This is a genomic window from Vibrio sp. ABH4_348 (genome assembly GCF_056159765.1).
Window position 1 is genome coordinate 2,586,699 of record NZ_JBSWVW010000001.1, and the last position, 26,306, is coordinate 2,613,004.

At 44.6% G+C, this 26,306-nt stretch carries 19 protein-coding genes and 1 riboswitch; of the genes, 5 read left to right on the forward strand and 14 right to left on the reverse strand.

What is annotated here, in order from left to right; translation table 11 throughout:
- Positions 1-23: 23 nt before the first annotated feature.
- The 12 genes from ACXAFJ_RS11790 to ACXAFJ_RS11845 all read right to left on the reverse strand — a co-directional run bounded on the left by ACXAFJ_RS11790 (position 24) and on the right by ACXAFJ_RS11845 (position 12,805).
- Positions 24-611 carry a prepilin-type N-terminal cleavage/methylation domain-containing protein gene (locus tag ACXAFJ_RS11790; protein ID WP_475323601.1) on the reverse strand — a complete coding sequence of 196 codons (588 nt, stop codon included), beginning with the start codon at positions 609-611 and terminating at the stop codon, positions 24-26.
- A 64-nt stretch (positions 612-675) separates the two neighbouring features.
- Positions 676-1,131 carry a hypothetical protein gene (locus tag ACXAFJ_RS11795; protein WP_475323603.1) on the reverse strand — a complete coding sequence of 152 codons (456 nt, stop codon included), beginning with the start codon at positions 1,129-1,131 and terminating at the stop codon, positions 676-678.
- 38 nt (positions 1,132-1,169) lie between these two features.
- The gene (locus tag ACXAFJ_RS11800) at positions 1,170-2,396 is read right to left on the reverse strand and encodes a type II secretion system F family protein (protein WP_475323604.1); all 1,227 of its coding nucleotides are present in this window, start codon (positions 2,394-2,396) and stop codon (positions 1,170-1,172) included.
- Positions 2,383-4,134, reverse strand: a complete 1,752-nt coding sequence (locus ACXAFJ_RS11805; protein ID WP_475323605.1) for a GspE/PulE family protein — start codon at positions 4,132-4,134, stop codon at positions 2,383-2,385. Before ACXAFJ_RS11805 ends, ACXAFJ_RS11800 begins: the two co-directional genes overlap by 14 nt.
- A complete protein-coding gene (locus ACXAFJ_RS11810; protein ID WP_475323607.1) occupies positions 4,124-5,302 on the reverse strand; it encodes a tetratricopeptide repeat protein in 1,179 nt (392 codons plus the stop codon). The genes ACXAFJ_RS11805 and ACXAFJ_RS11810 overlap by 11 nt, the downstream gene beginning before the upstream one ends.
- Positions 5,299-6,138 carry an ExeA family protein gene (locus ACXAFJ_RS11815; RefSeq protein WP_475323608.1) on the reverse strand — a complete coding sequence of 280 codons (840 nt, stop codon included), beginning with the start codon at positions 6,136-6,138 and terminating at the stop codon, positions 5,299-5,301. The genes ACXAFJ_RS11810 and ACXAFJ_RS11815 overlap by 4 nt, the downstream gene beginning before the upstream one ends.
- 5 nt (positions 6,139-6,143) lie before the next feature.
- The gene (gene mshL / locus ACXAFJ_RS11820; RefSeq protein WP_475323609.1) at positions 6,144-7,757 is read right to left on the reverse strand and encodes a pilus (MSHA type) biogenesis protein MshL; all 1,614 of its coding nucleotides are present in this window, start codon (positions 7,755-7,757) and stop codon (positions 6,144-6,146) included.
- 1 nt (position 7,758) lies between these two features.
- Complete coding sequence (locus ACXAFJ_RS11825) at positions 7,759-8,097, reverse strand: MSHA biogenesis protein MshK (RefSeq protein WP_475323611.1); 339 nt, start codon at positions 8,095-8,097, stop codon at positions 7,759-7,761.
- Entirely contained in the window at positions 8,090-8,734 is a 645-nt protein-coding gene (locus tag ACXAFJ_RS11830; RefSeq protein ID WP_475323612.1) for an MSHA biogenesis protein MshJ, read from the reverse strand. The genes ACXAFJ_RS11825 and ACXAFJ_RS11830 overlap by 8 nt, the downstream gene beginning before the upstream one ends.
- Positions 8,731-10,155 carry an MSHA biogenesis protein MshI gene (locus tag ACXAFJ_RS11835; RefSeq protein WP_475323613.1) on the reverse strand — a complete coding sequence of 475 codons (1,425 nt, stop codon included), beginning with the start codon at positions 10,153-10,155 and terminating at the stop codon, positions 8,731-8,733. Before ACXAFJ_RS11835 ends, ACXAFJ_RS11830 begins: the two co-directional genes overlap by 4 nt.
- Before the next feature lie 14 nt (positions 10,156-10,169).
- The gene (gene csrD, locus ACXAFJ_RS11840) at positions 10,170-12,167 is read right to left on the reverse strand and encodes an RNase E specificity factor CsrD (protein WP_475323615.1); all 1,998 of its coding nucleotides are present in this window, start codon (positions 12,165-12,167) and stop codon (positions 10,170-10,172) included.
- A 92-nt stretch (positions 12,168-12,259) separates the two neighbouring features.
- Positions 12,260-12,805, reverse strand: coding sequence for a single-stranded DNA-binding protein (locus ACXAFJ_RS11845; RefSeq protein WP_475323616.1), 546 nt, complete (start codon positions 12,803-12,805; stop codon positions 12,260-12,262).
- 268 nt (positions 12,806-13,073) lie between these two features.
- Here ACXAFJ_RS11845 and ACXAFJ_RS11850 point away from each other — a divergent pair, with 268 nt between their 5' ends.
- The 4 genes from ACXAFJ_RS11850 (at position 13,074) to ACXAFJ_RS11865 (ending at position 19,500) form a co-directional block, all read left to right on the forward strand.
- Entirely contained in the window at positions 13,074-13,721 is a 648-nt protein-coding gene (locus tag ACXAFJ_RS11850) for a LuxR C-terminal-related transcriptional regulator (protein WP_475323617.1), read from the forward strand.
- 97 nt (positions 13,722-13,818) lie between these two features.
- Positions 13,819-14,724, forward strand: a complete 906-nt coding sequence (gene galU, locus ACXAFJ_RS11855) for a UTP--glucose-1-phosphate uridylyltransferase GalU (RefSeq protein WP_475323619.1) — start codon at positions 13,819-13,821, stop codon at positions 14,722-14,724.
- 98 nt (positions 14,725-14,822) lie between these two features.
- On the forward strand, positions 14,823-17,651 hold the full coding sequence (gene uvrA, locus ACXAFJ_RS11860; protein ID WP_475323621.1) for an excinuclease ABC subunit UvrA: 2,829 nt from the start codon (positions 14,823-14,825) through the stop codon (positions 17,649-17,651).
- A gap of 37 nt (positions 17,652-17,688) precedes the next feature.
- Positions 17,689-19,500, forward strand: a complete 1,812-nt coding sequence (locus tag ACXAFJ_RS11865) for a PglL family O-oligosaccharyltransferase (RefSeq protein ID WP_475323623.1) — start codon at positions 17,689-17,691, stop codon at positions 19,498-19,500.
- Positions 19,501-19,547: 47 nt separating this feature from the next.
- Here the strand turns inward: ACXAFJ_RS11865 and ACXAFJ_RS11870 are convergent, their stop codons facing one another.
- A complete protein-coding gene (locus ACXAFJ_RS11870) occupies positions 19,548-20,660 on the reverse strand; it encodes a pyridoxal-phosphate-dependent aminotransferase family protein (RefSeq protein ID WP_475323624.1) in 1,113 nt (370 codons plus the stop codon).
- 155 nt (positions 20,661-20,815) lie between these two features.
- Positions 20,816-20,991: riboswitch (Lysine riboswitch) on the forward strand.
- A gap of 93 nt (positions 20,992-21,084) precedes the next feature.
- Between ACXAFJ_RS11870 and lysC the strand changes: the two genes are divergently transcribed.
- Positions 21,085-22,437, forward strand: coding sequence for a lysine-sensitive aspartokinase 3 (gene lysC / locus ACXAFJ_RS11875; RefSeq protein ID WP_475323626.1), 1,353 nt, complete (start codon positions 21,085-21,087; stop codon positions 22,435-22,437).
- Positions 22,438-22,494: 57 nt separating this feature from the next.
- On the opposite strand, the gene metH is transcribed toward lysC, so the two are convergent.
- Positions 22,495-26,175, reverse strand: a complete 3,681-nt coding sequence (metH, locus tag ACXAFJ_RS11880; RefSeq protein ID WP_475323627.1) for a methionine synthase — start codon at positions 26,173-26,175, stop codon at positions 22,495-22,497.
- Between the last annotated feature and the right edge of the window lie 131 nt (positions 26,176-26,306).

Below are 26,306 nucleotides of genomic sequence, written 5' to 3' on the forward strand. Positions count from 1 at the left end.
TCTCTTTCTAACGTTAACCTAAATTATAGTTGCAACAAATTGACTTGTACGCGACCTGTTTGCAACTGGTATACAAATTTGTGTTCACCACCCAGCTCATTTTGAGTGTAGACGCATTGTTTGTTTTGATTGTCAGCCTGTGCCCAAAAACGTACATTGCTATTGCTGCTACCTGACACGGCGACTGGCGGCGAGCTTTGTAACAGCCCCACCATCAAATCCACACAATTTTGATCGCTTATTACTACTATCGGCGAACTGTCAGTAAACTTCACGGTTATTGGATAACCGTCTCGATATTCAATATTACCCTGAGATTCTTTTGCACTCGTGAGCCAGAGTTTGACGCCATCATAATCAACCACGTTGTAACTTTGGCCGTCTATGATTTCACTCGGTCGACCTTCAGCTTCCCACTGAGCGCGTGCAGACAACACACCCGTTGCAAATCCCCCTGCGATTGCTTCAACACTGGCTTTTTTGGCTTCATCGGTTACTTGCAAAAAGCGCGGCAATGCTGTAACCGCTAACAAACCTATAATGACAATAACCACGACCAACTCGACTAACGAAAAGCCACCAACACGATTTGTGTTTGAATAGGTTTGCATGGTTATGTCACCAGTTTTAGTACAACAGACGTTATACACAATTTAGAATTTACCAATCAAAGCGTTAGTTCAAGAATTCCGCATTAATACCCTTTTCGTTAACTAGAATCTGCAGCACGTCAGTATTTCCAAACTCAAAATTACATGAAACTATTGAGTGCTCGTTAGATTGTTCGACTTTGGTAATCGGCAATCCCCAAAATTGATCATCGCCGACCAATGCTACGAGCCAAGCCAAACAAGCTGCCTCATCGTGGCTAGCTTGGCTTGGTGTTAACCAACCTCTTTTATTGAACTCCAATAAATTGGATTCTAGCTGTTGGTTTTCCATTAAAAATTGCTGTCGGTTTTCCATTAAAAATTGCTGTCGGTGCCTACTGGCTCCTTGTTGAATTCGATCTAACAGTAATGCGCGGGCTTCCACCTTAGATTCAATGGAAATCTTCTGCGATGCGCTGGTAATTGCCCAAATCAAAACCACAATACACAGTAACCACACAACCGCTCGCAGATCCTTCAACCTTTTATCCTCGAGTTATCGCTTTCTATTAACAATAGCTAGCCCCGAATGGCATCCAACATGCCCCACATTGGAAGGAAAATACCCAATGCCAATAGCAATACCATACCAGCTACAATTAACAGCAAAATAGGTTCAATTCTCGCAGTGAGTGTTTTCAAATCGTAATCTACTTCTCTGTCGTAAAAGTCCGCGACTTCAAGTAACAACTCGTCAATTTGACCAGTCTCTTCACCTACCGCTATCATTTGAATGACCAAAGGTGTAAACACTTCACTTTGCAACGCGGTACCTGAGATAGTCCCACCAGCTTCTATAGAAGCTCTCATTTCAATCAATCGATTTTCAAGAAACTGATTGTTTAATGCCTCTGCAGCTAGCGACAAACTGTGATTTAGTGGTACTCCGGCTTTTAACATCATGGCAAAAGTTCGAGAAAAACGAGAAAGCTGAGCTCGGTTGACAATGGTGCCAACAATAGGGAATTTAAGACGCCATGAATCCCATTTCTCCCGTCCTGCCGCTGTGTTATGCCATAGTTTAAACCCAGCAAAACTAGCTATCATAGCCACAATCATCAATGCCCAATAACTGACAAAAAATTCAGACATCGTCATCAAAATGCGAGTCGGCAAAGGGAGATCCACACCAAATCGGGTAAACATACTCGAAAATTGAGGAATCACTTTGATGTTAAGAACGAATAACGCCGCGACAATAAAGCCAATGACTAAAGTGGGATAACGCATTGCGGTTTTGATGCGTTTTCGAGTTTCAACTTCCTGTTCGTAATAGTTCGCGAGTTGCAATAGGGCTTGATCGAGTCGACCTGTATTTTCACCGACGTTAATCAAAGACACAAAAAGCGGACTAAACGCGTAGCTGTGCTGCTTCATCGATTCAGACAAGCTTCGTCCATTCGTCAGTTCATGGGTGACATCTTCTAGAGCTTCTTTAAGCTGCTTGTTGTTACTATTCTGGGTGAGTCCGCGCATCGCGCGCAGCAACGGTACACCCGCTTTTGTTAAGCTGTAGAGCTGACGACAAAAGATCACGAGTACTTCCAGTGGAACAGTGCGAACAAACAACTGACTCAGCTGAAACGAATCATTCTTATTTTCACCAGCACGACTAACCTTGACTTGCGTAGGGATTACACCTTTTTGTATCAAGTTTTCCGCCGCCAGTTCCTCATTGGCGGCCTCTATTTTCCCCTTAGTCAGAGAACCGTCCAACAAACGTCCTTGATACTCAAATAGAGCCATCGTTTGGCGCCTCGCCTATCAAGATGGGGTTGCTGTGACCTGACGTATCACCCGCTTCTAAGTTCATTACCTCATCTAAGCTGATCACACCTTGTATGGCTAATTCCATCGCTGTGGCGAGTAAAGGCTTGTATTGGTAAGACGCTCTTGCCGCTCTCTCAAAGCTAACAGCGTCGTTGGCTCGCAAAGCTTCAAGCATAGCACCTTCAAATTCGAGCAGTTCAAAGACACCGACACGACCTTGATAGCCAGTCATATTGCATTGCTGACAACCTTTTCCACGCATAAACTGTGTTCCAACTTGGAAAGGGAAGCGTTGTGACAACCATTGCTGACGATTGTCGTCAGTCTCATCAACACTTTTACACTCAGGGCAAATTTTTCTTACTAGTCTTTGTGCAACAACGGCTCGCACAGCACTCGCCACCAAATATCCCGGAGCCCCCATATCCATCATTCGCAATGCGCTGTCTACCGCATCATTGGTGTGCAAGGTGGATAATACTAGATGGCCAGTTAACGCAGCTCTCAATCCAATTTCTACTGTTTCCTTATCACGCATCTCACCCACCAAGATGATGTCTGGGTCTTGACGTAGGAATGTTCGTAGAATGGTTGAGAAATCCAAGTTGATCTTCGGGTTAACTTGAACTTGGTTAATACGTGGCAGTCGATATTCCACTGGGTCTTCAGCAGTGATGATTTTTTTACCCGGCACATTAAGCTCATCCAAGGCGCCATACAAAGTGGTTGTTTTACCTGAACCCGTTGGCCCGGTCACCAAGATCATTCCGTAGGGACGCTTTAATTGGGTGCGAAATCTATCCAACAATAACGGGGGTAATCCGGACTGTTCCAGCTTTCTCAAACCAGTGGATTGATTAAGCAAACGCATCACCACAGATTCACCATGTTGAACTGGCATGGTGGAAATACGGATATCAACCGACTGACCTTTGGTGCGAATGTTAAATCGACCATCTTGTGGGAGGCGTTTCTCGGAAATATCTAGATTTGCCATTAGCTTTAAACGCAAAACTAATGCCGATGCTATGTTGACCTCATTGAGCAAGGTTTCTTGGAGAATTCCGTCAATCCTTTGTCTCAGACGCAGAACCTTTTCGTCGGGCTCAATATGAATGTCTGAGGCACCTACTTGTACCGCATCTTCAAACAGAGAATTGATCAATTTTACAACGGTAACATCTTCGCTTTCGTCGTCTTCAAGGGCGTAATCGAAGGTATCAACAGTTTGATGTTCCGCTTGCAATTGTTCAGCAAAAGACGCGATTTCTTTGGTTCTGCGATAGTAGCGGTCAAAGCCTTCCACCAGCTGACGTTCAGGCGCAATAACAAATTCAATCCGATAACTGGGCAGTTGGTTGATTAAAGTTTCTTGAGCAAAAAGATCGGCAGGGTCACTCATGGCAACTCGCACTGAATCACTTTCGCGAGAAATCACCAACGCCCGTAAACGACGTGCTAGTACTTCGGGTAACAGTTGCACGGCTTCAACATCAACATTCGCGCGAGATAAATCTAAAAGCGGAACTTGTAGTTGCTGAGACAAAAAAGTCAGCATTTGGTTTTCAGTTAGAAAACCCAGCTCAATCAAGCTAGCGCCGAGTTTTAACCCGGTTTGTTTTTGTGCCTGAAGGGCTTGTTCGACTTGCTGATCGGTTACGATACCCTCATCGACCAATAAATCACCGAGTCGCTTCTGCAGCTTAATTTTCATTGCTGACTCCTTGAAGTTTAGCAAGCACGGCTATTCGATCTTGCACAAACTTTCGCGACTGTTTTGACAAACCTGAAAATTGAAGTGACTGGCTGTAAGCTTGTTGCGCTTGTTTCAGTTGTAAATCTCGCTCGAGCTGAATGGCTAACCCCATCCACCAGCGAGGGTTCTCAGCATCCAACCCCACTAGCTTTTGATAGCTCTCTAGAGCCAGGTCATCCTGTTTATTTTGTTGCGCAATACCTGCACGCAGCGACAAATACTCAACGCTAGGCTGTGGTGGCAAGTAAATCAAAGACGCCAGTGCAGCTTGTAGCTGTTTCTCTCTCATGAGTAGCTTCGCTAGCGCAATGCGCAGATTTTCTTCACTCGGAGCAAGCTGAATACCCGTCTGTAACAACTCCACCGCACCATTGATATTACTTTTTCCGTAATACAAAGCAGAGAGTTTTTGGCGCGTGAAGTCATTTCGAGGTTGGTGACTAAGCGCTGTTTTAAAGTGATTTATCGCTTCATCAATTTGATTATTTGCCAACGCTTTATCAGCCAAATTTAGCGATTTGTCAGCCAGCTGTTTTGGCGTAAGCTGGACTTGTTCAATCTTAAATTCCGATTGCGTCTGTTCTTTTTCGGCACTATCGACCGTTCGGTCTTGTTCAGGGGCTACGCTATTTTGCGATGTATCTTCAGTGGTGATGTCGGCTTGGACAACTGGTGTTGGCAATACCGTTTTGACGTCTTCTATTTGAACTATTACTTGAACGGAATCTTCACCTTTCGTGTTTTGTGTACTTTTTTCTGATTGGTTGTCGGCTTCGAACACCTTTGCCACTGTTGCTTTCTTCTGAGTGGGTGGCGTTAATCTAGTCGCTGTTGTATCAGTTTGCTTGACTTCGATTAGTTCTGTATTGGTGCCTTGTCTATCTTTGTTTGATTTTATTTCCTGAGCCGCTGTTTCGACTGTCGATTCAGACGCTAGCCTACTGTTATCTATAAGCGCCCATACAGCCAAACCAGAAACTAGAACAATCAGAACCAACAGCAGCAAGCTCTTTTTAATGCCAAGCCCTGATGGTTTTTCTGCTTTCAGCTCTATTTTTTCCAAGGGTTGGTTTGCGCCACTTGGTTTTTCTGACAATTCAGAGAGCGCCTTATTGATGACACTCATGACGTCCACCCCCAAAGCACAGGTCGTTTGAACTTGGGCTTTTGTGTATCAAAGGTATCGTGGATGGCATCAAAAAGATGACCGTTACTTACTGAATTTCCGCCTGCATTAAACGCCAGAAGCAATGCTTTGTGGCAGATCTGATTCACTAGACGGGGAATCCCTTGACTGGCTTGGAATACGGCTTTTTTTTGCGGCCCAGAAAACAGTGGTCGAGGGCAACCAGATTTCTCTATCCGCTTGTCTATATAGGCAGACACCTCTTGTTGAGTAAGTGCTCGCAAACTTGCTGAAAAAGTAATGCGTTGACGTAACTGACGTAAGTGGTGCTGCGTTAAGCGCTGCTCAAGTTCAGGCTGTGCCAATAAGACAATCGACAACAACTTCTCTGTCGCCGTTTCCAAATTCCCAAATAGCCTAAGTGCTTCGAGCGCCTCATCAGATAAAGCTTGTGCTTCATCTACCAAGATCACCACTTTTTTACCCGTTTGCTTTAAACGTATCAGCTCATTTTGAATTGCATCGACGATAGAGTCTTGCTGAGGTTGAACGCCAAGTTCGTGTGCTATGGCCTGCCGCAATTCAAAATCAGTCAACGCCGGGTTGGGTAAATACACGAGCTGGATCGATTCTGAGAACTGCTCAATTAGCATCCGACAAACCATGGTCTTGCCTGTGCCAACTTCACCAATCACCTTGATTACCCCCTCTCCCATATCGAGCGCCGCTTGCACGGTTTGTAGCGCTTCATAGTGAGGAGGCAAACCCAAAAACAGTTCCGTATTGGGGGTTAAATGAAATGGTAGTTGCTGTAGTCCAAAATAATTCAAATACATAGCAACTACTCTTCAGGGAACCATTCATTGAGCAAAGATTGAGAGCGTTTAAGCTCTTGCTGCCAAGTATCTGCGCCGACAATAGTCGGTTTGAGCAAAATCACTAACTCCGTTTTCTCGGTAACCTGACTGACATGACGGAACAGTTGCCCTACTCCCGGAACATCACCCAGCAACGGCACTTTCGATGTTTGATCAAAGGTAGAGGTTTTCATCAAGCCACCAATCACCACCACATCGCCATTTTGCGCTCGGATCACTGAGTCAGACTCGCGGATTGAGCTCACCGCAAGTGGCAGTTTGATTGTGCCACCGTTGTAAGTTATTTCTTTACTTTGTTCCTCAACTTGAATCACTGCCGGGTGGACGTGCAGCATCACACCACCGTTATCATCAATTTGCGGAGTGACATCCAATGCAATGCCTGAAAAAAAGGGAGTCAGCTCAACTTCTGGCGTGACCTGCGAGTTATCACCATTACCGACAATGCCTGATAAATCGGTAACGAAGTACTCATCACTGCCAACTTTAATCACCGATTTTTGATTATTAGAAGCTGTGACGCGAGGGCTAGATAACACATTGAGATCACCCTGAGTCGAAATAAAGCTGAGCACGGCATCAAAGCTACCACTAGAAATCACTAGATTAGCCGCTCCACCCAACAAGGTGCCGATAGAATCTAACCCAGCCAGCGGCGATTGAATAACATTACCGTTGGAGTCTTTGGTAATTGATCCCTGACCAAAACTGTAATTTGTGCCATTTGAAGTAAACGCCTTAGACCAATCAATGCCTTGCTGATACCCGTCCTTCAAAGTGACCTCTAGGATCTTAGCCTCCAAAATTACTTGTCGATGCATGCGCTGGTGAGAAACCCCGAGGAACTTTTTCACTTCTCTAAGTTGTGGCGGGAAGGCTCTAACTGTAACCACGCCAGACTGCGGAGACACCACCACACTCTGTCCGCGATCGTTGCCAATCACTTGGCTAATTGCGGTTTGCAGCTGAGGCCAAAAATCGCTTTCACTGACCGTCTCGATTTCAGTGCCGCCTTTCTCGCCACTACTGGTTGAGCCCGAACTGTCTGTGTTGCTGACCGTACCCGTGGTAATAGAAGTCAGTGAGCGACCACTTCTTTGAAACTGAAGGTAATCTACGGGAAAGGTTTCTGTTCTCAATCCGATAGGGAATACTTGAATGACCTTGCCAACCTTATCGATTTCGTAACCATAAAGGTTGGACAAAACTCCCAGAACTTCATCCAAAGTCACGTCGTTGAGACTCACGGTGATTTGCCCTGTCACCTCAGGGTGAATCGCGACACTGTATTCGGTACCTTGAACTAAACTGGCAAAGAATGCTGACGCGTCAACATCTTGTGCTTGAACGCGAAAACGTCGGTGAGTTTTGGTATTTTCACCTTTATCGTTAAAGGCGGGCATCAAATCCGCGGTAACGGCATCAGGAACTTCTACCGTTTCAGCAGGCATAGAATTGATTGCCTGATTTAATGCCGATTTTACTTCATTGGGCTCAGTACGAGATGATGAGGCGCACCCTGACAAAAATACAATCAAGGTACTAACATAGACTAGATAAGCCTTAGTGATTGCCACGTTAATTTTTCACCTCTTGTTCAAATAGTTGTAATGTCCAAATTTTCCCTTGGTACTGCAAAACAACACTATTAGATTCTATTTTTACCACTTTGTATCCCGATGCTTTTTGACCCGTTTCATAAAGTTTCTGGTTTAAGGTCGCGAAGCAGTTTTCATCCCGGCAAATCACTGCTTGCAGAGTCGGTAATGGTGGACGCTTGGGCTCTATAGATACCGATTCCGCTTTGATTGCCGCTCTTTTTTTTATTGTAAATGGCGCAGTAGGATCAGACTCCGCCATCAGATTAAAGCTCCAAATAGCCACAAACCAGCCTATCAAAAATTGCCACTTACCCACTGATAAACTCCTTGCGCGTGCCCAAGGTATACACTTCAATAATCAGCCTGGCTTGAGGATGTTCCTCAACCTGATAACTAAAATAGCGCCAATAGTACTTTTGCGGAAAACCTTCCAACTCTTTTAAATAGTCCAATATTGAGAAGTAAGTACCCACCAACTCTAATCTGACCGGGTGAACGTAATAACCCGTTAGCTGCGGTGACTCACCTAAAGTTAGAATGGGCTCGGCTTTTTGGGTCGTTAAACTGACGAGCTGAAGATTTTTCCTATCAAACAGAACTTGCTCTAGCAGGTTTGCCATCTCTTCTGCCGTAACCATAGAGTCAATACTATTCGAAAGCTGAGTCGATAATTCCTGACTTTCTACGATCAGTCGCTTTAATGTGGCATTGATCTGCTCGTTGGGGTCTTTTTTCAATTTGGCTTGCGTTACCAGAATGTCCCCTTGAAGCTTTTGCACATTGAGATTCGCTGCGGTTATCGCTTGTTGATTTGATACTTTATTTAAATAACTCGGTTCAACCAAAAATGTAAACAAAGTCATGGCAAGAATCACCAAACCACAAAGCGCAATCAGCCCTCGCTCTCTGATCGATAGCGCGTCAAACTTAGTGGCTAGTCCGGACGACATCATTGCGAATCTCGCTCTGTTCTTAACTCAAACTGACTAACACCTGAATCTAAAGACTCAATAGACATAGATTCAAAGGCTCTACCAATTAGACTCAACTCCTGCTTAAATCGATTTACCCAATTGGGTATAGCACTTGGTTGACGGGCTAACCCAACAACATCGAAATCTGTTTTGTTCATGCTTATTCGTTGCAGCGCAATATCGGAATGATTAATGGTGACCAGTGACTCCATCGTTTTTGAATACGCTTGTGGCTGTTCTCGCTCGAAATTCGCCACCGCGGCTAACGCGGTTTTCTTACTAGCGATCTCCACCTCCAACCTCGCAATCGCATTTTGCTTTTCAGCTGAGGGAACTCTCAGTTGCAGTTGGCGTTGCAGCTCTGCCAATTCGGTGTTGAGGGCAGCTTGTTGCTGATTTAGAACCGCCAACTGGCTGGTCATTTTTTGGTTACCGCGCTCCAACCAAGCCCAAGTTGAGGCCAGTACCACGGCAGTCAGAAGCCAACTCGTGGCCACTAAATTAAACCGTAATGGTTGCGCTTTCGGTTTGCTGATTTTTGGCAGCAAATTGATCGTCGGTACATGTTTATTGATCGCCTTGGTCAGCGTTTCGATACAGGTATCTGCTTCACTATCTAAACGGGTTACGCGAACACTTAACCGCTCATCTAGCTCTTTGACTAACTCATCTAAGTCTTCATCGTCACAACAAACTCGGAGTTGGTGTAGCGGAGAGCCACGATGTTGTGAAGACAAGTAATCAATGGAGCGCTGAAGTTCAAGTGCAATACCATCGATTTGTAACATACTGGCAGCCACACCGGTAAGCGGTGCGCCAACACTTCGAATGGACCGCTGAAAAATGGGTACGCCATTAATAAATGCCGCGACTTTAAAATGCCCCTTGGTCTCTCTATGTAGGAAGATGAACTGCTCGACATCATCAACCAACTCAGGCCAATACTCATCCTCAACGGACACGCTGGCCAACGACATCTTGTGATCAGCCAGTTTTTGATTGATCTGAGTTAGCATGTGCTTTGAAGTGACAAAGACTTGCAACTTGGCATCATTCGTCGGCAACACCATTGCACCAACCATTACGTCGGCTGGCTTTTCTGGCATCACATCTTTCAGTAGGAAAGGAATCGCACTTAGCCATTCCTGTTCAGGAATATTGGGTTTGTCTATCTGATAGGTTTGAAAATGACGAGCATCGAGTATGAGGTCTATTTTTAACCCCGGTTTACCATGCTGTGAACACGTGGAATAAAGACTGTCCTGCCAACTGTCTGTCACTTCGACAAATTTTGGCCACTCTAATTGCGATTGAGCAATAAAATATATGCCGCTAGGCTGTACCACGGCGGTCAAAGTTTGAGTTTTTCTTCTTAAAAACGGCAGGTTAGATAACCACATCTTCTATCACTCACCTATTTAGTGCGCCAACGACGGCGTCGACCTGCTTTAATTCTTTCGGCTCGAGTTTCCACTTGTGTTCCTTGATAGAACAGAGATTCTTCAGCAAAAAATCGCCCTTGCAATGTGCTCACACCCAAATTTATCAAGCTGTCTTTTTCCGATTGCGTTGACACTCCCACAGCAACAACCGTTGAGCAACTGCCTTCACTCGCCCCTAGAATACTTCTTACGTACAGCTGGTTTTCTGACTTTTGATCTATTCTTTTTATCAAGCCTCGGTGCAACTTCATATAAGTAAATGGCATATCCTTGATGTAGTGCATGCTTACAATAGACTTACCTACTGAACTCACCGCCACATGGCACCCTAGACCGTGGATAAAATCAATCACGCGACGCATTCGATCTAAATGTTTCACTAAAACATTTTCCGGAAACTCAATGATTAGCTGTTTTCTCTTTGTCATCGGCAACTGCAGTAAGGTGTGACGCAGCCAGCGAAAATGGGCTTTGTCCAACAATGGCTCCACGTTCATATTCACAGCGTAGCACACTGATGTATCTAGCTCCTGTAAATACTCGATAACTATAGGGAAAACAACTTTATCCATCACAGATTGATAGCCAACCGCGGTTAACGCTGGCATAAAACGTGAAGCTTTGATCCAACTGTTGTCTTCATCCATCAAGCGAGTGAACAATTCAAAATGGTCTAGGTGCTGATTACCTGAAGTATCAAAAACATAACAAGGCTGTGCCATGAGTTTGAGCCTATCTTTATCTAGTGCTTGCTGGAACAGACTGCGCCAACGAACACTCCCTCGATTCTCAGTTCTTGTTTGTGTTTTACTAAACTTGGTCCAATTATTTGCTTGTTGATGAACTGCCCCTTTTAGCGCGGTTTCCAACTCATCTAAGACCCGCGTATACCTCTCTCCCTCGTGGTACATCGTCAGTCCTAGGTGGAACCATGAGTCTCGATTTACAGTCGAAGGCACACTCAATCCATTGAGCTTTTTAACGATAAGCGATGCCAAACTAACGGATTCTGAAGAATTAAGATTGGGCGACAAGATTGCAAAGTCGCTGTCATAGTATCTTGCCAACGTCGTCTCTGGGTATTTGTCCAATACTCGATTAAGCGCATCGACTACCTGAATCAACCAATGATTAGCATCGTGATTACCAGATTCGCTAACAATTTGCTCCCATTCGGTGATCCTTAACATTGCGAGTGCACCATTGGCGCCGCTTTCACTCAACGTTGACTCTAATTTGCTGTCAAACAACACTCGATTGGCCGTTCCGGTCACGGAATCCAAAAATGTTTGACTGCGAATAAAGGTATCAAAGCGGGTGCGTTCTTGGCGAGCAAACTTAAGCTCTTCAATTAAACGATCGAGAGCTTGACTGGCTGAGTATGGCCATTCTTCATTTTGCCCTTTTTCTACTGACGATAAGTGCCCCGACAAGATAAGTCGCCCTCTGTCTTCAAGTAGTTCCGAGCCAATCAGCTGTTTTTTAAGCCAGCGCAATCCAATGAACAAACACAGCAATACGAATGCGATCGAAACAGAAAGCGACGCTAGTGCTTGCCACGAATAGGTAAAACCAACATAAGGTGGAACCGCAACAAAATGTGCGGTTAGATGAGGATGCAGATCAAGTTTAATCGTTGCGCTATGTAGCGTGCTCTCTGGAGGCAGTAACTCTGTAGAACGGTACTGGTATAGAACTTTGCTGTCAGAGGACAATGACATTTCGACAATATCTGCACCTTGCAGTAATTTGGGCAACCACGAGGAGATTTCTCGGTAAGAGCTCGCATCTTGAATCTGTCTATCGATTACCTGAACAATACCAATTAAGTTGCTATCAAGATAATCACGCCCTAACTGTTGGAATGATAAGGTCCCGCCAACAAACATCACAAACATGGCAACAATCACCATCATAGTGACAAAGGCGACCAATCTTGCACTCAATTTCAGAGTAGGGGTGTGATGCATCCGTGCAAACCAAAGCGGGTTATAGTTTGATATTATTGTGAATATACAAAAAAGCCGCGATAAACGCGGCTTTTTTATGGTTAAACTTTGGCTTAGAACGGAATATCGTCATCAAAGTCCATTGACGGCTCATTGTACTGAGGTTGTGCCTGTTGAGGCGCACTATTCGCTTGAGACTGATTAGGTTGAGACTGTGGTGAGTTAAACTGCTGAGCTTGTGGCTGTTGAGGTTGTCCCCAACCACCCTGCTGTGGCTGACCGCCTTGTGAAGGTTGACCACCTTGGTTGCGACCACCTAGCATTTGCATTACACCGTTAAAGCCCTGAACCACAACTTCAGTCGTATAACGATCCTGACCGCTCTGATCTTGCCATTTGCGAGTCTGTAATTGACCTTCAATGTAAACTTGAGAACCTTTTCTCAGGTATTCGCCGGCCACTTCAGCCAATTTTCCAAACAAGGCAACACGGTGCCATTCTGTTTTTTCGCGCTGTTCGCCGGTCGCTTTATCACGCCATGACTCGGAAGTTGCTACAGTGATGTTTGCAACCGCACCGCCACTCGGCATGTAACGAACTTCAGGATCAGATCCAAGATTACCGACTAATATGACCTTGTTAATACCACGGCTTGCCATGCTTTTGCTCCGTAACAATCTATTCTGTATTCAATAAGGTCGACAAGCATAACACGCTTTTTCAACAGCTAAAACTCTCCGGATCAAGCCCAAATTCCACGCCTAAAAATCCATTGAAAAGTTCGAGGTACATCAACAATCTATGCCATTAATACAAAGCGTAATTACTCAACAACTTGAAACTTTGCGCAAAAATCAATCATTGATATCGCACTCCCCTGTGAAATCCCACAAGATGAAGTCGACTACGATAGGGGGAGAAACGACGATGGGAAATAATACCTACGCTCGGAAGATTTATCATTTGTGTCATGATCATCAAAATCCAGATGATTTTATCTCACAAATTCAACAAGAATTGGGATTACCTATCCCATCTATAGAACCAAAACACTTGATGGAGGCATTGCCGACTCATAAAAACAAGATACTGATCGTTAATTTTCAAACCATGGGTAATTTGCTGGATCAAGTCAGAGATTTACCTCTGGTGCATAAAAGCTTTGAAACTATAATCTTTAATGTCAATAAACGATTAACCACGGATGAACTGCTGGCTCTGGGAAACTTAAAAGGTTTGTTTGTTGAGTCGGACCTGGTACGGGATATCAGCAAAGGCTGCGCAGAGGTGATTAACGGCCACAATTGGTTGCCTAGGGGGATTGCCTCACAGTTGCTGCATTACTACCGATTTGTAGTTGACAGTCAAACCGCTCCTGCCACCGTAGATCTTACCGCTCGTGAAATTCAAATTTTACGCAGTCTAAAAACCGGTGCATCAAACATGCAAATCGCTGATGACTTGTTTATCAGTGAGTTCACAGTAAAGTCGCATTTGTATCAAATATTTCGTAAGCTTTCTGTGAAAAATCGCGTACAAGCGATTGCATGGGCAAAGCAGCATATGATTTCTTAGAGCGACTTCAAACAGAAAGTGTGAAACGCAACACTCTTTTCACACTTTCTGTGTTAATTTGCCCCGCTACTAAATCAATTACATATCTGGGTTAGTCATGATCAAAAAATGCCTGTTTCCTGCAGCCGGCTACGGCACACGTTTCCTTCCCGCCACTAAATCAATGCCAAAAGAAATGATGCCAATCGTTAACAAGCCGCTTATTGAATACGGTGTTGAAGAAGCGATTCATGCTGGCATGACAGGCATGGCGATTGTCACAGGTCGCGGTAAGCACTCCATCATGGATCACTTTGATAAGAACTATGAGCTAGAGCACCAAATCAGTGGTACCAACAAAGAAGAGCTGCTTGTCGATATCCGTTCAATTATTGAACGGGCTAACTTTACCTATATTCGTCAACGTGAAATGAAAGGTTTAGGTCACGCGATATTAACTGGCAAAGAATTAATTGGCGACGAACCTTTTGCAGTGGTTTTAGCGGATGACCTTTGTGTAAATGAACAGGAAGGTGTTCTGGCGCAGATGGTAGCGCTATTTAAACAATTCCGCTGCTCGATTGTTGCGGTTCAAGAAGTACCTGAAAATGAAACACATAAGTACGGCGTAATATCTGGTGAGATGATCAAAGATGATATCTACCGTGTTGATGATATGGTGGAAAAACCAGAGGCAGGAACCGCCCCAAGTAACTTGGCCATTATCGGTCGTTACATTTTGACACCGGATATCTTTGAGCTAATCGAGCAAACAGAGCCTGGCAAAGGTGGTGAAATTCAAATCACTGATGCTTTGTTAAAACAAGCTAAAGCAGGCTGCGTTTTAGCGTACAAATTTAAAGGCAAACGTTTTGATTGCGGTAGCGTAGAAGGCTACATTGAAGCAACAAATTTTTGTTATGAAAACTTGTACCTTAAAGATACTAAAGCTACTGAACTCGGTAAGCAATCAACTCAAAAAGCGGCAGACCAAGCTGCTCTGCTGGTGGAAACTGAAGCCTAGCACGCCTTGTTGATAACTGTTTTTTTATACAGTTAATTGTTGACCATAACTCATCCTGTGTCATACTCGCGGTCTCACAGACTGACGGGTTATGACACATGGACAAAATAGAAGTAAGAGGTGCACGCACCCACAACCTAAAAGACGTCAACCTTACCATTCCTAGAGATAAACTGATTGTCGTCACAGGGCTTTCTGGGTCAGGTAAATCCTCACTTGCCTTTGATACCTTGTATGCAGAAGGTCAGCGACGTTATGTCGAATCGCTATCGGCTTACGCGCGTCAATTCCTTTCGTTGATGGAAAAGCCAGATGTTGACCACATAGAAGGCTTGTCACCCGCAATCTCTATTGAGCAAAAATCTACCTCTCATAACCCTAGATCAACTGTTGGTACGATAACCGAAGTCTATGACTATCTTCGTTTACTTTTTGCAAGAGTGGGCGAGCCACGCTGTCCAGACCACGACATCCCATTGGCCGCTCAAACTGTCAGTCAAATGGTCGATAAGATCCTTTCATTAGAAGAAGGATCTAAACTCATGTTACTGGCTCCTATCGTTAAGGAACGCAAAGGCGAGCACGTCAAAACATTACAAAATCTAGCCGCTCAAGGTTTTATTCGAGCTCGCATTGACGGTGAGACCTGTGACTTATCCGATCCACCAGCGCTAGAGTTACACAAAAAACATACGATTGAAGTCGTAGTCGACCGGTTTAAAGTCCGTCCAGATTTAAACCAACGTCTTGCTGAATCTATTGAAACAACACTAGAGCTCTCAGGTGGAATTGTCGTAGTTGCACCGATGGATAATCAAGGAGAAGAGTTAGTTTTTTCAGCAAATTTTGCCTGTTCAATGTGTGGTTACAGTATGCAAGAGCTGGAACCACGGCTGTTTTCTTTCAACAACCCAGCTGGAGCTTGTCCAACCTGTGATGGCCTTGGTGTACAACAATACTTTGAAGCTTCTCGTGTCATTCAAGACGAATCTCTTAGTCTAGCACAAGGCGCAATAAGAGGATGGGATAAGAAGAACTACTATTACTATCAAATGCTCACTTCCCTTTCTGAGCATTATAGATTTGCGTTGGACGTTCCATTTAACAAACTCTCTAAGAAGCATCAAGATATTATTTTGAAAGGCTCTGGCCGAGAAAACATCCAGTTTAAATACGTTAATGACAGGGGTGATGTTCGTGTTAAAAATCACCCTTTTGAAGGTATTCTCAATACGTTAGAAAGACGTTACCGAGACACCGAGTCTAATGCTGTTAGAGAAGAGCTAGCTAAGTATATCGCCAACAAGCCTTGCTCAAGCTGCAGTGGTACAAGACTTCGCAAAGAAGCTCGTCATGTATTCATTGATCAAACTACCCTACCTCAAGTTTCTGAGTTGAGTATTGCCGATGCCTTAGCTTTCTTTGAAAACCTCGAATTAAATGGTCAACGCGCTCAAATCGCAGAAAAGATTCTTAAAGAGATCTGTGAGAGGTTGTCTTTCCTGGTCAATGTCGGTTTGAACTATCTTAACTTATCTCGAAGTGCTGAAACCTTATCAGGTGGAGAAGCCCAACGTATTAGACTGGCAAGTCAAATAGGTGCTGGCCTTGTTGGTGTTATGTATGTACTAGACGAGCCCTCGATTGGACTACATCAAAGAGACAATGACCGCTTGTTAAAAACCCTGACTCGCCTACGCGACTTAGGTAATACGGTGTTAGTTGTTGAACACGATGAGGATGCGATTCGATTAGCCGATCACGTCATTGACATCGGTCCAGGTGCAGGGGTGCATGGCGGTAATGTGGTAGCCGAAGGTAAAGTCGATGAAATCATCGCCAACGAGAACTCACTTACTGGTCAATACCTGTCGGGTACAAAGTCTATAGCAGTACCTGAAGAGCGCCATAAAGTAGATAAGAAAAAAATAGTCACCCTTAAAGGTGCGACAGGTAACAACTTAAAATCGGTCGATTTCACTTTGCCAGTGGGTCTGTTTACTTGTGTAACTGGTGTATCTGGCTCCGGAAAATCAACCTTGATTAACGATACGTTTTTCAAAATTGCACATACCGCACTGAATGGAGCAACAACCGCAACGCCAGCACCATACAAAAAGATTTCAGGACTAGAGCATTTCGATAAAGTCATCGATATTGATCAAAGCCCTATCGGACGCACACCTCGTTCCAATCCAGCAACTTATACGGGTATTTTTACTCCAATAAGAGAGTTATTTGCCGGTACTCAAGAGTCTCGTTCTCGAGGGTACAAACCCGGTCGCTTCAGCTTCAACGTGCGTGGTGGACGATGTGAGGCATGTCAGGGTGATGGCGTAATTAAGGTTGAAATGCACTTTTTGCCAGATGTCTACGTGCCGTGTGATGTGTGTAAGGGTAAGCGTTATAACCGAGAAACGTTGGATATTCGATATAAAGGCAAAACCATTCATGAAGTGCTGGAGCTCACCGTTGAAGACGCGAGAGAATTTTTTGATCCTGTACCGGTAATCGCAAGAAAACTGCAAACACTGATGGATGTTGGGTTGTCTTACATTCGACTAGGGCAAGCGGCTACCACGCTATCCGGTGGTGAAGCGCAACGAGTCAAACTCGCTCGCGAGTTGTCTAAACGAGATACCGGGAAAACACTTTACATTCTTGACGAGCCTACCACGGGTCTTCATTTCCATGATATTCAACAACTGCTGACTGTCCTGCATCGATTGAGAGATCATGGTAATACCGTTGTAGTCATTGAACACAATTTGGATGTGATAAAAACCGCAGACTGGATTGTCGATTTAGGCCCTGAAGGTGGTGATGGCGGCGGTATGATTATCGCTGAAGGTTACCCTGAAGATGTGGTACAGATCGAAAAGTCTCATACTGCACGATTTTTGAAACCACTACTAAAGCGTGACTGAGGTACACTAAACCAACAAAAAATTAGTAAGTAATCGCATGGCCGTTGTACATACATCCGGGACTCAACTCGAAACAAAATTGAAACCCAGCTCTCAGCACAAAGCATTTTTGTGGATGATTGGCTTAATGTATCTCGTGGCTATGCACTTCTTTATGCCCAATCCAGGTGGCGCAGGGCTAGCACTTTCTTTTAATCCGACCACTTGGATGACATTGACCGTCGCGTTTGCGTTTGGCCTCTTTCATATTGGCTCATGGGGATTCATCAAATACTCTAAGCTGACTATTGGGCTGTTGGTCAGCTGTGTACTTTTCACGATCCCAACCTTTTATCCAGCAAGTGTTCCAGAACTTGCAGTAACTCGTTTACTGGGTCTTTGGGCCGGGTTTGTTTTATTTCTCTTGCTACAACAGTTTCCATTTAGTAACAAACAAAAGCAGCGATTGCTGTGGTTTGTACTGATCGCCGCATTCGTTGAAGCAATATTTGGCCACGTGCAATTTTGGTTATTAGAGCCGAATAACCCGTTTGGCTATAACACCGTCATCAATCGCCCATATGGTATTTTTCAGCAACCAAATGTCATGGCAAGCTTTATGGCAACTGGCCTGGTATTGTCTGGTTACCTTTTGGCAAAACAGCCTCTCAAATATCAAGTCAAAAAGCAGATATTGGCGCTACTCTATTTGATGCCTCTGCTGAGTTCAGTATTGCTAGTTGTACTGGCTTCTCGAACGGGTTGGCTTGGATTAGCCCTATCCGTCTTATTAATTAGCCCCTATTTGTATAAGCGCTGTCAACGAGCACGACTAGGAATTTGGGGGTTATCGCTTTTGACTGGCTTGTTTATTGGCATACTTGCCTCGATGTGGCCAGCTGAATCATACAAGGATAAAGACTCTATAATTGAGTCAAAAGCCACCTTACAAGATGTGCGTTCGTATATTTATCCGCAGGCCCTCGATATGTATATCGAAAAGCCATTTAGTGGCTATGGCTATGGTAAGTTTGAATCGGAGTACATCGTATATACCGCAAACCAGCATCAACTGAACTCAGACTATAAACCCGGGTTACCTTCTATGAATCACCCTCACAACGAGATCCTTTTTTGGGCAGTTGAGGGGGGGATACTCCCGGTACTAGGCATATTCATCGCGGCTTTGTTAGTGTTAAGTCGTATCATTACCGATAAAGCTGGGACAAGAATGGCGTCACTGAGTTTGTTTGTACCTTTGTTACTTCATTCTCAGCTTGAATATCCATTTTACCACTCTGCCATTCACTGGATAACGCTGATCATACTTCTATATTGGGTTGACCAACGAGTGGCAAAGTACAAAAAGGTTAGAATCACTGCGATTAGCCAATTCAGTCTGAGGATTGGCAGTGTCTTTGTGCCGCTAATTACCGGTTTTATTATGCTCACGGCTCTGCATTCAAACTATGTATTGAGCCAATACGAACAAAGTAACCCTAGAGATGCCAATATCCTACACAAGGTAACAAACCCAATTGTTTGGCAAGACAGATACGATTGGAATATTTACAGTAGCTATCTCAATATTGGCTTGTATACCCAAAACGACGAACTCATTATGCCTTTTATTAGCTGGGCTCAAGAGATCATCAAAGAGAAACCAAGACCAGCGTTTTATCAAAACCTAATATTGGCGTATCAAGCAATTGGGGAACACGACAAAGCCGAACAAATAAGGGATGAAGCTCGATTTTTATTTCCAAACCTAAAAGGGATAGAGCAGCTTCACTATCAGGCGCCAAGCCGAGCCAGTGACTCCCTTTCCACTCAGAGTTCAGGAGTCCCTATAAGCATAGCGAGACAGTAATTTGCTACGTAATGTTTCCTGCAACACTTAGAAAAGTACAAATCTCACTAATTTAGTACTTGTTTTAAAGCATGGGCGAGCAATGCAATATTTTCATTTCTCGCACCATAGCCCATTAAACCAATACGCCATGCCTTACCTGAAAACTGACCAAGTCCAGCGCCAATTTCGAGATTAAAGTCGTGTAGTAATTGAGTCCGAACTTCTTGGTCAACTGCGCCATCTGGTACTTTAACACTGTTTAATTGGGGCAATCGATATTGACTATCCACTAGAAACTCAATACCCAGTTTTTCCAGTTCTCTAGCGAGATACTCATGGGCACGCAGGTGTCTTTGCCAACTCGCTTCCAAGCCCTCTTTTTTCAACATGACTAGTGATTCATGAAGGCCATAGAGCGCGTTAACTGGCGCGGTATGGTGATAGCTGCGTTTTGCGCCGCCTCCCCAGTAGCCAAGAACTAGTGACTGATCTAAGAACCAGCTTTGTACAGGAGAAATCCGACTTTCGATTTTCTTGATAGCTTCATCAGAAAACGTTAGTGGCGATAATCCTGGAGTACAAGATAAACACTTTTGACTACCCGAGTACACAGCATCTAGCTGCCATTCGTCAACTTTAAGAGGAATCCCGCCCAAACTAGTGACGGTATCGACAATTGTGAGTACACCAAATTGCTTTGCCATTTTGCCGAGTTGCTGAGCATCTGACTCAACTCCCGTTGACGTTTCAGCATGAACAAAAGCGAGAATTTTAACATCGGGGTTGTCTCTCAGTACTTGCTCAACCTTGTTACAATCAACAGGCTTGCCCCACTCGTCGTCAACCAGTATCACCTCGCCACCAGACCGAACAACATTTTCACGCATTCGCTCGCCGAATACCCCATTACGGCATACTAGAACTTTATCACCGGGCTCCACCAAATTAACAAAGCAGGCTTCCATTCCCGCACTTCCCGGAGCAGACAAGGCGATAGTGAACGAGTTTTCAGTTTGAAAAGCATATTGGAGCAAAGATTTAATCTCATCCATCATGCCGATAAATAGTGGGTCTAAGTGTCCTAGCGTCGGCCGGCTCATCGCTTGCAACACATTAGGTGAAATATCAGATGGGCCAGGCCCCATCAAAATTCTCTTCGGTGGGATAAAGCTTTCCATTACATGGTCCTCTCAGGGTATTAGCTAACTTCATTTAACTTAGTGCGTTAATGTGCTTATCACAATAGTGCTTAAGTCGAGCGGATAAGTTTCGGTGAGCGCGCTCTGAGTTATTGATTGACAAAGCTCACATTCCATCGTTCAATAGGGCCGCTTTATGCAGAAGAGGAGCACTGCCCAGGCAGGTCGAACGTGGAGCCTCACTCCAAAACTTTCGACTCAGGGGGAGCAGTGCCGAGATGAACTATAGATGAGGCTATGGTTTGTCGGTTGACTTGGGTTGAATCCCATCAACTGTCATTCGTCTATCGAATGATGAGCTTCTGAAGTGATTTCTTTTATCCCTTCTTCCTGCTCATCCTCGCTTTCTTCATAAGCAATCCAACAATTGGTTTGTATATTTGTAAGCTTTGGGAGATCAACTGTGAGCACAGTTAATATTGCTAAATTTGGTGGCACTAGCGTGGCGAATTTTGAAGCCATGAGTCGTTGTGCAACTATCGTAGAAAATAATTCAGATACCCGTGTCATTGTCAGTAGTGCTTGCTCTGGAGTCACTAACTTATTGGTTGATCTGGCTAATGGGGTAAGTGATGAAGCTCAACGTAACCAAGTTGTCGAGCAAATTCGTCAGATTCATTTTTCTATCATTGAGCAACTCCAAGATGGCGATAGCATCATTGAAGAAATCGAAAAAATTCTAGATACAGTGCACAGCTTAGCGGAAGCAGCATCAATTCAAGTGACCACAAAACTTACCGATCACTTGGTTGCTTGTGGTGAGCTTATGTCAACTCACATATTGGCTCAGTTGATGCGTGAACGCGGAGTAAACGCAGTGCGTTTTGATATTCGCGACGTACTCAAAACCGATAGCCAATATGGCCGAGCAGAGCCACAAGTTGAGCTAACGGCTCAAAAAGCACAAGAACTACTAGCTCCACTATGTGCTGAGCATGTGGTCGTCACACAGGGTTTTATCGGGTCCGATGAAGAAGGCAATACAACCACTCTAGGTCGTGGTGGAAGTGACTACAGTGCAGCCCTAATAGCAGAAGCGGTACAAGCTACCGGTCTTGAGATCTGGACCGACGTACCAGGAATCTATACCACTGACCCTCGAGTAGCAGCCAATGCTAGACCAATTCAAGAAATCAGCTTCAGTGAAGCGTCAGAAATGGCTAACTTTGGCGCCAAGATTCTTCATCCTTCGACTTTAGTTCCTGCACTTCGTCGTGGTATCCCTGTATTTGTTGGTTCATCAAAAGCACCAGAGCAAGGCGGTACGTGGATTCGCGATACGGTAGAAAGCTCACCGCTATTCCGCGCGCTAGCATTACGCAGTAATCAAACCATGGTGACATTGCGCAGTGCAAACATGTTCCACGCCTACGGCTTTCTAGCAAAGGTGTTTGAAATTCTTGCTAAACACAAAGTGTCGGTCGATTTGGTCACAACATCTGAGATCAGTGTTTCACTAACTCTAGATAAAACCGATACATCTGGCGGTGCGCCACAGTTGCCAGAAGAAGCGCGACTTGAACTTGAAGAACTGTGTACTGTTAAGGTCGAAAACAACTTGAGCTTGGTTGCACTAATCGGCAACAACATGAGTGAAAGTCGCAGTTACGCTAGGCAGGTATTTGGTACACTAGAAGGAATCAACTTGCGGATGATTTGTTACGGAGCAAGTCAACATAACTTATGTTTCCTGCTTAACGACACCGATGCAAAGCCAGCGATTCAAAAGCTCCACGCTGAATTGCTAGAAAGCTAAACAATTCATTGAATTAATAAGGGTTGGCAAATGCCAACCCTTTCCTTTGGATTTCCACTAACCGTTAATATTGGGTCCAAGCCATTTTTCAGCTTCTAGCCTGTCCCAACCTTTACGGTTTGCATAATCATCAACTTGATCGTCCTGGATCTGAGCGATCGCGAAGTATCGACAATCAGGGTGCGAGAAATACCATCCCGAAACCGCCGCACCAGGCCACATTGCGTAACTTGTAGTGAGCTCCATACCAATTATCTTTTCAACATCTAGCATGTTCCATAACGTCCCTTTTTCAGTATGTTCAGGACACGCTGGGTAACCAGGTGCAGGTCGAATACCTTGGTATTTTTCGCGAATCAAATCTTCATTTGATAAGTTTTCGTCAGAGGCATAACCCCAAATTTCACGACGAACTTTCTCGTGCAGATATTCTGCAAAGGCTTCAGCCAAACGATCGGCGACCGCTTGGATCATGATTGCGTTGTAATCGTCACCTTGCTCTTTGTACTTGTCGGCTAGCTCTCGCTCTCCTATTCCACCCGTTACTGCAAATGCGCCAACCCAATCAGGTTTGCCACAGGATTTAGGTGCAACATAGTCCGAAAGACAATAATTAAAGCCCTTCGGCTTTTCGGTTTGCTGACGAAGATTCAGTAATGTATGAGCAACTTCTGTACGGGTTTCATCCTTGTACACTTCAATATCATCACCAACACTATTGGCGGGGAACAGGGCACACATGCCGCTTGCGGTGACTAATTTTTCTTTTTCAAATCGGTCTAACCAGTCGTTCGCATCTTTAAACAAGCGTTTCGCTTCTTCACCCACTTCTTCGTGTTCAAGTATCGCAGGATACTTACCGACCAAAGACCAGGTCATAAAGAACGGTGTCCAGTCTATGTACTTGCGAAGCGTGGCCACATCGAAGTCTTCAAACACATGAACACCCGGCTTTGCTGGCTGAGGCGGTGTGTAATTATTCCAATCTATCGCGACTTTATTGGCACGTGCCTGTTCTAGTGTGACTGGTTTAGTGCGTGGACGTTTACGAGCGTGTTGCTCTCTTACCACTTCATAATCCGCTTGTAGCTTTTCGACAAAAGCAGGTTTTTGAGTTTCAGAAAGCAAAGCTGAACACACACCTACAGCTCTTGAGGCGTTATTTACGTAAACGACTGGCTCACTGTAATTTTGTTCGATTTTAACCGCGGTATGCGCTTTAGAGGTTGTTGCACCGCCGATCAGCAATGGTAAGTTAAAATCAAGTCGTTCCATTTCTTTGGCGACGTGAACCATTTCATCAAGTGAAGGCGTGATCAATCCTGATAGACCAATAATATCAACGTTCTCTTCCTTGGCGACCTTCAGAATTTGTTCACAAGGCACCATCACACCTAGATCGATGATCTCGTAGTTATTACATTGCAGTACCACGCCCACGATGTTTTTACCGATGTCGTGAACATCGCCTTTTACGGTCGCCAGCAATATCTTACCGTTAGAAGTACCTTGTTGTTTTTCAGCATTGATGAATGGTTCTAAATGAGCAACCGCTTGTTTCATCACACGAGCGGATTTTACTACCTGAGGTAAGAACATCTTACCTTCACCAAATAAGTCGCCGACGACATTCATTCCGTCCATCAATGGACCTTCAATGACTTCTATCGGTTTAGAAGCGTTTTTGCGTGCTTCTTCAGTATCTTCAACAATAAACTCAGTAATACCCTTTACGAGTGAATGCTCAAGACGTTTTTCAACTGGGTAGGAACGCCATTCTAACGCAGAGGCATCTTCCTCTTTGCCAACGCCTTTCCCGGCATATTCGGCGGCAATATCGAGTAGTCTTTCTGTGCCGTCATCACGACGGTTAAGGACAACGTCTTCTACCGCTTCGCGAAGCTTTTGAGGGACATTGTCGTATATTTCTAATTGCCCAGCGTTAACAATCCCCATATCCATACCGTTTTTGAAACAGTGATAAAGGAAAACTGCATGAATAGCCTCACGTACGTAGTTATTACCACGGAACGAGAATGAAACATTGGACACACCGCCAGAGATCATCGCATGGGGCAAGTCGCGTTTAATATCACCGACAGCTTCGATGAAATCGACAGCGTAGTTGTTGTGCTCTTCGATACCGGTTGCAACCGCAAAGATGTTCGGGTCGAAAATAATGTCTTCCGGCGGGAAATCGACTTCATCAACCAGAATGCGATAAGCATTGGTACAAATCTCTAGCTTGCGCTCGCGTGTTTCAGCCTGTCCGACTTCATCAAAGGCCATGACAACTACGGCAGCACCATAACGACGAATCAATTTTGCTTGTTCAACGAATTTCTCTTTACCTTCCTTAAGGGAAATCGAGTTGACGATGCCTTTACCTTGGATACATTTCAATCCAGCTTCGATGACTTCCCACTTTGAGGAGTCCACCATGATTGGCACACGAGAAATTTCAGGCTCAGAAGCACATAGGTTCAGGAAGCGCACCATACACGCTTCGGCATCCAACATGCCCTCATCCATATTGATATCGATGATCTGAGCACCATTTTCTACTTGCTCACGAGCGACATCTAAAGCTTCGTCGTACAGCTCTTCGCGAATAAGACGTTTAAAACGAGCGGAACCTGTGACGTTGGTTCTCTCACCAACATTCACAAACAAGGTGTCTTTCTCTATTGTCAAAGGTTCTAGACCAGATAGGCGACACGCAACAGGTAATTCAGGGAGCTGACGTGGTGTGACACCTTCCACTGCCATCGCCATATGGCGAATGTGTTCAGGTGTAGTACCACAACAGCCACCTACTAGGTTTAAGAAACCTGCACGAGCCCATTCACCGATATGCTCGGCCATATCTTCAGGCGATAAGTCATATTCACCAAATGCATTGGGAAGGCCGGCATTAGGGTGGGCAGACACAAAGGATTCAGAGATACGAGAAAGTTCTTCGACATAAGGTCGAAGTTCATCCGGTCCAAGAGCACAGTTCAAACCGAACGATAAGGGCTTAACGTGTCGCAGCGCATTGTAGAATGCTTCCGTTGTTTGTCCTGATAGAGTACGACCAGAAGCATCCGTAATCGTGCCTGATATAAGGACAGGTAAGTAAGTATCTAACTCTTCAAACACGCTATCAATCGCATAAGCAGAGGCTTTAGCGTTGAGGGTATCAAATATGGTTTCTATAAGAATGAGGTCGGAACCACCGCGAATTAATGCTCTTGTCGATTCTGAATAGGCAGTCACTAATTCATCAAAGCTGACGTTTCGATAACCCGGATCATTAACATCAGGAGAGATAGAACAAGTTCTATTGGTAGGCCCCAATACACCGGCCACATAGCGAGGTTTTTCTGGTGTTTTCGCCGTCCATTCATCCGCAGCTTCTCGAGCTAATTTCGCTGCGGCATAGTTGATCTCTTCACTAAGGCTTTCCATGTCGTAGTCAGCCATAGCGATCGTGGTCGCGTTAAAGGTGTTGGTTTCAAGAATGTCAGCACCCGCTTCGAGATACTTACTATGTATCTCTTTAATCAGCTGAGGTTGGGTTAAGACTAAAAGGTCATTGTTACCTTTTAAATCACAATGCCAATCTGCAAATCTTTCACCACGGTAGTCTTGCTCCTCCAGTTTGTAATCCTGGATCATGGTACCCATACCACCGTCGATCAACATAATCCGTTGTTTAAGCTGAGCCTCGATCTGCGCTCTTAGATTGCTTCCCACAATACTGCCTCATTCTTATAGTGTGAGGCACATCGTATCACAACTTAGAAGGGAGTCTAGACGTCTAAAAACAAATTTGGGTAAATGGCAAACACTAAGCTAGAACCAAAAAATCTAGCTCAAAAGGACGA

Bases quoted from the DNA above. Each gene is read 5' to 3' on its own strand.
- ACXAFJ_RS11805 (WP_475323605.1), bottom strand. From the start codon at position 4,134: ATGAAAATTAAGCTGCAGAAGCGACTCGGTGATTTATTGGTCGATGAG.
- ACXAFJ_RS11810 (WP_475323607.1), bottom strand. From the start codon at position 5,302: ATGAGTGTCATCAATAAGGCGCTCTCTGAATTGTCAGAAAAACCAAGT.
- ACXAFJ_RS11830 (WP_475323612.1), bottom strand. From the start codon at position 8,734: ATGATGTCGTCCGGACTAGCCACTAAGTTTGACGCGCTATCGATCAGA.
- ACXAFJ_RS11815 (WP_475323608.1), bottom strand. From the start codon at position 6,138: ATGTATTTGAATTATTTTGGACTACAGCAACTACCATTTCATTTAACC.
- ACXAFJ_RS11870 (WP_475323624.1), bottom strand. From the start codon at position 20,660: ATGGAAAGCTTTATCCCACCGAAGAGAATTTTGATGGGGCCTGGCCCA.
- ACXAFJ_RS11850 (WP_475323617.1), top strand. From the start codon at position 13,074: ATGGGAAATAATACCTACGCTCGGAAGATTTATCATTTGTGTCATGAT.
- uvrA (WP_475323621.1), top strand. From the start codon at position 14,823: ATGGACAAAATAGAAGTAAGAGGTGCACGCACCCACAACCTAAAAGAC.
- ACXAFJ_RS11800 (WP_475323604.1), bottom strand. From the start codon at position 2,396: ATGGCTCTATTTGAGTATCAAGGACGTTTGTTGGACGGTTCTCTGACT.
- ACXAFJ_RS11845 (WP_475323616.1), bottom strand. From the start codon at position 12,805: ATGGCAAGCCGTGGTATTAACAAGGTCATATTAGTCGGTAATCTTGGA.
- ACXAFJ_RS11835 (WP_475323613.1), bottom strand. From the start codon at position 10,155: ATGTGGTTATCTAACCTGCCGTTTTTAAGAAGAAAAACTCAAACTTTG.
- ACXAFJ_RS11790 (WP_475323601.1), bottom strand. From the start codon at position 611: ATGCAAACCTATTCAAACACAAATCGTGTTGGTGGCTTTTCGTTAGTC.
- ACXAFJ_RS11865 (WP_475323623.1), top strand. From the start codon at position 17,689: ATGGCCGTTGTACATACATCCGGGACTCAACTCGAAACAAAATTGAAA.
- galU (WP_475323619.1), top strand. From the start codon at position 13,819: ATGATCAAAAAATGCCTGTTTCCTGCAGCCGGCTACGGCACACGTTTC.
- csrD (WP_475323615.1), bottom strand. From the start codon at position 12,167: ATGCATCACACCCCTACTCTGAAATTGAGTGCAAGATTGGTCGCCTTT.